The sequence below is a fragment of the Kitasatospora sp. NPDC057738 genome (assembly GCF_042798815.1).
In the GTDB taxonomy this organism is placed as follows: domain Bacteria; phylum Actinomycetota; class Actinomycetes; order Streptomycetales; family Streptomycetaceae; genus Kitasatospora; species Kitasatospora lactacystinica.
In genome coordinates this window covers 188093-193648 of sequence record NZ_JBHVJT010000004.1, presented here as the reverse complement: position 1 = coordinate 193648, position 5556 = coordinate 188093, and the positions used below count along the sequence as shown (strand labels likewise).

Here is a 5556-nt window from a genome sequence, read left to right as displayed (position 1 = left end):
CTGTCGGTGGTCGCCGCGCTCGGCGCCGTGGTCGCGGTCTTCCAGTGGGGCTGGCTGGCCCAGCTGATCGGCGTGGAGCAGACCGGCCCGGTGATGAGCATGATGCCGATCTTCATGATCGGTGTGGTCTTCGGCCTCGCCATGGACTACGAGGTGTTCCTGGTCACCCGCATCCGCGAGGGCTACGTCCACGGCGAGGAGCCCGGCGAGGCGATCGTCACCGGCTTCCGGCACAACGCCCGGGTGGTCACCGCCGCCGCGTTCATCATGATCGCCGTCTTCGCCGGCTTCATCGGGATGAGCGAGCCGATGATCAAGATGATGGGTCTGGGCCTCGCCGCGGCCGTCGCCTTCGACGCCTTCATCGTCCGGATGACCGTCGTCCCGGCCGTCCTCGCCCTGCTCGGCCGCCGCGCCTGGTGGCTGCCGCGCTGGCTCGACCGCCTGATACCGGACGTGGACGTCGAGGGCAGCAAGCTGGAGACCCCCGCCCCCGAGCAGGCTCCGGCCCGGGAGTCGGTCACCGTCTAGGGCACTGCCGCCCGGCCCCGCCCCGACACCGAGCGGGGCCGGGCCGGCGCCCCACCGCTCGGACACCGGTTCGAGCCCAACCGTTACCGTTGCTGTCGGGGCCACCGCGCGTGCGGAGGCCCCCGCCGCGTCCCGCCGCGCCCCCGATCGGGATCGGCGCGGCTCGAACCCAGGCTGCCCGGTTGCGGGCGTGGCCAGCGTCCCCGACCGGAGAGCACGAGCATGAGCGACTTCTGGCAGCGCCTGCGCCGCGACCATCCGCGGCTGCTCGACGTCGCCGGCGGCACGGCCATGATCACGGTCACCGCCCTCGGCGCCACCATCGACCAGACCGGCGGCCGCTTCACCCCGTTCGCCGCGCCCACCTTCGTCATCGCGCTGGTCTCCGCCGTCACCGTGCTCGCCCACCGCCGCCACCCGCGTGCGGTGGTCGCCGTCACGCTGCTCTGCACGATGCTGCTCGCCATGGTCAGCCCCCGGCTCACCCCGACCCTGGCCACCCCGCTGCTGCTCGCGCTCTACTTCCTCGCCATCCGCACCGACCGCGCCACCGCGCTGCGCGCCTCGGTCGCCGCCGCCGTCCTGCTCACCGGGATCGCCCTGCTGTTCGGCCCCGGCGGGCCGGTCAGCGAACGGCTCGGCGTGCTCGCCTGGGCCCTGCTTCCCGGCGCCCTCGGCGACTCGATCCGCAACCGCCGCGCCCACCTCGCCGCCATCGAGGAGCGTGCCGAACGCGCCGAGCGCACCCGCGAGGAGGAGGCCCGTCGGCGGGTCGCGGACGAGCGGATCAGGATCGCCCGCGACCTCCACGACGTCGTCGCCCACCACATCGCCCTCGCCAACGCCCAGGCCGCCATCGCCGTCCACCTCATGGACAACCACCCCGTCCAGGCCCGGGAGGTGCTCAGCCACATCACCGACGCCACCGGCTCGGCCCTCCAGGAACTGCGCGCCACCGTCGGCCTGCTGCGCCGCGCCGAGGACCGCGCCCCGCTCGAACCCGCCCCGGGCCTCGACCGGCTGCCCGAACTGATCACCACCTTCGAGCGGGCCGGCCTGCCGATCCGGCTCTCCGTCGAGGGCGAGGCCCGCCCGCTGTCGCCCGGCGTGGACCTCACCGCCTTCCGGATCGTCCAGGAGTCGCTGACCAACGTGGCCAAGCACGCTCACGGCGCCGACGCCGAGATCACCCTCGCCTACAGCGGCAGCCGGGTCGCGGTCAGCGTCGCCAACGGCCGACCGACCGCGACCGGCCGCCGCCGCGCGGTGTCGCTGCCCCAGCACCCGCCCAGCGAGGGCGGCTTCGGTCTGATCGGCATGCGCGAGCGGGCCGGGGCGGTCGGCGGCCGGCTCAGTGCCGACCGGCGGCCCGACGGGGGCTTCCTTGTCACCGCCGAACTGCCGCTGCGCACCGGCGCCCGCGACGACGGCCCCGAGTCCGCGGGCGCCTTCACCGCCGCCGACGTCGCCCGGGCCGCCCGGGCCGCGCGCACCACCCGTACCGATCGCCCGACACCGGCCGAACGACAGGAGCACGCCGCCCGAGCGGACGGCGCGCTCCGAGAGGACAGGGACCACGCATGACCATCCGGGTACTGCTCGCCGACGACCAGGCCCTGCTGCGCGGCGCCTTCCGCCTGCTGATCGAGGCGGAGGAGGACATGGAGGTGGTCGGCGAGGCCGCCGACGGCCGGGAGGCCGTCGCGCTCGCCCGGGCCACCAAGCCCGACATCGTGCTGATGGACATCCGGATGCCCGGCGTCGACGGTCTCGGTGCCACCGCCGAGATCTGCGGCGACGAGGAGCTGTCCGGCACCCGGGTGCTCATCCTCACCACTTTCGAGATCGACGAGTACGTGGCCCAGGCGCTGCGCGCGGGCGCCGGTGGATTCCTCGGCAAGGGCGCCGACCCCAAGGAACTGCTCGCCGCCGTGCGCACCGTCGCGGCGGGCGAGGCGCTGCTCTCGCCCGCCGCCACCCGGGCCGTGATCGACCAGTTCCTGGCCCAGCCCGAGCCGGCGTCCGCCACCCCCGCGAGCGAGCGGCTGGCCGTCCTCACCGCCCGTGAGCGCGAGGTGATGTCGATGGCCGCCACCGGCCTCACCAACGAGGAGATCGCCGAGCGGATGTTCGTCAGCCCGTTCACCGTCCGCACCCACGTCCACCGGGCGATGTCCAAGCTCGACGCCCGGGACCGGGCCCAGCTCGTCGCCATCGCCTACCAGACCGGCCTGGTCCCGCCCGGCCGCCCGGTCTGAGCGTGCGGTGGGCGCGGCGGGGCCGGGGTCAGGCAGTGGGCCGCCCCGCCCCCGCACCCGCCCTCGGAGCGCGGACACGGGGGAGCCCGAAGGCGGACATCTCCTTCTCCTCGTAGGAGAGGAAGCCCAGCGAGCGGTAGAAGGCGTGGTTCCGCACACCCTCCGGGGTGGACTCGTGGTCGGTGGAGAGCAGGAAGAAGCGGCAGTGCGCGTAGCGGTCCATCAGGTGCTCCATCAGCGCACGGCCCACGCCCTCGCGGTGGTGGCGCGGGTGCACCAGGACGTCCTGGACATAGCAGACCGCCTCGTCGTCCGAGATGGTGCGGGCCAGCCCGAGCAGTTCCCCCGACTCGCCGCGCGCGGTCACGACCAGGTGGGAGTTGGCCAGGCCGCGCATCAGTTTGTCGACGTCGCTGGTGTAGCCCTCCCACTCCACCGCGTCGTACAGCTCGAACACCTCGTCGCGGTCGAACTCCACCTCGCGGGCGATGATCACACGGCCTCCCCGATCGCGCGGCTCTCCCCGAGTCGCGGTACCTGACGTATCCGAACTGCCCATCGTTCCAGGCCGGCCCGCTCCGCTCAAGGCGGTACGGGCCGCCTGCCCCGGGGCACGTCAGCCCGTTCGCGCGCGATCGCACGGGGCCGACAGCCGGATCTTGCCGGCACCGGCCGACCGGCCCGGGTCTCAGGGCTTGCGGGCCACCGCGCCGTACATGCTGACGCGGTCGGCGCCGGGCTCGGGGGTGGTGTCGGGGCGCCAGAGGGGGACGGTGGTGACGCCGGGTTCGAGGAGGTCGAGGCCGTCGAAGAAGGCCCGGACCTCCTCGCGGGAGCGGCCGACGAGGGGAGCGGTGGCCCTGTCGTAGACGCCGGTGACCCGGACGCGCGTCGCGGACGGGATGAAGTCGGCGGTGCCGTGCGAGAGGACCAGGTGGCTGCCGGAGGGCAGGGTGTCCAGCAGCGCTGCGAGCACCCGGTGGGGCTGGTCCTCGTCCCGCAGGAAGTGGAGGACCGCGGCGAGGACGAGCCCGACCGGGCGGGAGAAGTCGAGCAGTTCCACGGCCCGGACGGCGTCCAGCAGGTCGCCGGGCTCGCGCAGGTCGGCCTGGATGACGGTGGTGCGGCCGGCGCCCGAGCCGGCCATCAGGGCCCGGGCGTGGCTGAGCACGATCGGGTCGTTGTCCACGTAGACGACCCGGGCGCCGGGCCTGGCCGTCCGGGCGATCTCGTGGGTGTTCCCGGCCGTGGGGATGCCGGTGCCGATGTCGAGGAACTGGTCGATGCCGAGGTCGGCGACGCACCGCACCGCGCGGGTGAGGAAGGCGCGGTTGGCGCGGGCGGTGGAGCGGAACTCCGGGTTGGCGGCGAGCGCCTTCTCGGCGGCGGCGCGGTCGGCGGGGAAGTTGTCCTTGCCGCCGAGGTAGTAGTCGTACATCCGGGCCGGATGCGGCACGTCGGGCCGCAGGTCGGCCGCGATCCCGGCCCCGCCGGACTCCCACATGTTCTCGTACCCCACGGCTGCCGCCCCCTTCGCCCGGACACCACTGACACCACTGACAGCACTGACACCGCTGACACCGCTGACACCGCTGACGATCCACTCGCGGTCCTGCTGCCGGACAGCCTAAAGCCCAGGTCACGGCGCCCGTGGCGGTTGGCCGGGTCACCCCCGTATGTCCCTTTCGTCGGGCCGGGGGCTCATGGCCTCGCCGCGCGTCCCGGCCGCTCCCGGAGCAGGATGGGAGACCGGGGCGGGGGAACAGCCGGGGACGGGAGGTCGGACCGTGGGCATCGCGATGGCGGACATCCGCGAGTGGCGCGGCCACGCCGTGGTCGACGAGAAGAGCCACCGCATCGGTTCGCTGGAGTCGGTCTACGTGGAGACGGCCAGCGACGAGCCGTTCTTCGCCACCGTCACGGTCGGGTTCGCCGGTCGGCGCCGCCTGGTGTTCGTCCCGCTGGAGGGTGCGGTGGCCGGCCCGGACTACCTCCGGGTGGCGTACCCGCGCAACCTCGTCAAGCAGGCGCCGGCGATCGGCACCGACGACGTGCTGCCCGTCGAGGACGAGCCCGCCGTGTTCGCGCACTACGAGCTTCCGTACGCGACCGGCGCGGGCGGGGAACGCCGCCTGGCCCGCCGCTGAACCGCGCCCTGGCCTGCCGCCCGCCCGTGCCCGCCCGTGCCCGCCCGTGCCGCCCGCCCGTGCCGCCCGCCTGTGCCGCCGACCCGTGCCCGCCCCTGCCGCCGACCCGCGTCCGGCGCGGGCGGGTCGGGTACGACGTTCGCCACCCGGGAATGAATACCCCGCCGGGTACACTTGTCCATCGACAGTCGATGTGAAAGGCGGCCCGACATGCAGGTGGACGAGGAGGCGGTCGGCGCGGTCCTGAACCGGCTGCGTCGCGCGCAGGGCCAGTTGGCCGGGGTGATCGCGATGATCGAGGCGGGCCGGGACTGCAAGGACGTGGTCACCCAGCTCGCCGCCGTTTCGCGCGCGCTCGACCGGGCCGGGTTCAAGATCGTCGCGAGCGGCATGCGCCAGTGCATGGCCGCCGCGGACGAGGATGCCGCGCCGATGAGCGAGGCCGAGCTGGAGAAGCTCTTCCTCGCCCTGGCCTGACCGGCGCTCCGCGCCTCGGGAGCACGGCCCGACGGGGGTCGCGGTGGGGGAGGGTAACGGGGGCCCCCCTTTCCGTCCTCCGGTGTGTCCCCAACAACGCCCCCCCCGCCCCCCCCCCCCCCCCGTCCCTTTTCCGCGTCCGT

General features: G+C 74.3%; 7 protein-coding genes. 5 read left to right on the top strand and 2 right to left on the bottom strand.

From position 1 onward, the window contains the following. From ACFVGO_RS04015 to ACFVGO_RS04005, 3 genes are all read left to right on the top strand, one after another. Positions 1-531, top strand: a 531-nt coding sequence (locus tag ACFVGO_RS04015; RefSeq protein WP_380630791.1) for an MMPL family transporter, incomplete at its 5' end; no start/stop codon positions are given. A 222-nt stretch (positions 532-753) separates the two neighbouring features. Next, entirely contained in the window at positions 754-2115 is a 1362-nt protein-coding gene (locus ACFVGO_RS04010) for a histidine kinase (RefSeq protein WP_359914736.1), read from the top strand. Next, positions 2112-2789 (top strand): response regulator transcription factor, encoded by a 678-nt coding sequence (locus tag ACFVGO_RS04005; RefSeq protein ID WP_359914739.1) that lies wholly within the window; start codon positions 2112-2114, stop codon positions 2787-2789. The genes ACFVGO_RS04010 and ACFVGO_RS04005 overlap by 4 nt, the downstream gene beginning before the upstream one ends. Positions 2790-2817: 28 nt before the next feature. Here ACFVGO_RS04005 and ACFVGO_RS04000 read toward each other — a convergent pair whose 3' ends face one another. Together ACFVGO_RS04000 and ACFVGO_RS03995 are read right to left on the bottom strand one after the other, a co-directional pair. Then, complete coding sequence (locus ACFVGO_RS04000; RefSeq protein ID WP_380357378.1) at positions 2818-3285, bottom strand: GNAT family N-acetyltransferase; 468 nt, start codon at positions 3283-3285, stop codon at positions 2818-2820. Positions 3286-3477: 192 nt separating this feature from the next. Then, a complete protein-coding gene (locus ACFVGO_RS03995) occupies positions 3478-4293 on the bottom strand; it encodes an SAM-dependent methyltransferase (protein ID WP_380630796.1) in 816 nt (271 codons plus the stop codon). Positions 4294-4588: 295 nt separating this feature from the next. Between ACFVGO_RS03995 and ACFVGO_RS03990 the strand changes: the two genes are divergently transcribed. Both ACFVGO_RS03990 and ACFVGO_RS03985 read left to right on the top strand, forming a co-directional pair. Next, positions 4589-4936, top strand: coding sequence for a PRC-barrel domain-containing protein (locus ACFVGO_RS03990; RefSeq protein ID WP_359914748.1), 348 nt, complete (start codon positions 4589-4591; stop codon positions 4934-4936). 210 nt (positions 4937-5146) lie between these two features. Continuing rightward, positions 5147-5413: a metal-sensitive transcriptional regulator gene (locus ACFVGO_RS03985; RefSeq protein ID WP_188303232.1), complete on the top strand. Its 267-nt coding sequence runs from the start codon at positions 5147-5149 to the stop codon at positions 5411-5413. Positions 5414-5556 lie beyond the last annotated feature (143 nt).

What these genes read in the sequence shown, in the direction of transcription:
- ACFVGO_RS04010 (WP_359914736.1), top strand. Translation starts at nt 754, where the DNA reads ATGAGCGACTTCTGGCAGCGCCTGCGCCGCGACCATCCGCGGCTGCTC.
- ACFVGO_RS04005 (WP_359914739.1), top strand. Translation starts at nt 2,112, where the DNA reads ATGACCATCCGGGTACTGCTCGCCGACGACCAGGCCCTGCTGCGCGGC.
- ACFVGO_RS03995 (WP_380630796.1), bottom strand. Translation starts at nt 4,293, where the DNA reads ATGTGGGAGTCCGGCGGGGCCGGGATCGCGGCCGACCTGCGGCCCGAC.
- ACFVGO_RS03990 (WP_359914748.1), top strand. Translation starts at nt 4,589, where the DNA reads ATGGCGGACATCCGCGAGTGGCGCGGCCACGCCGTGGTCGACGAGAAG.
- ACFVGO_RS03985 (WP_188303232.1), top strand. Translation starts at nt 5,147, where the DNA reads ATGCAGGTGGACGAGGAGGCGGTCGGCGCGGTCCTGAACCGGCTGCGT.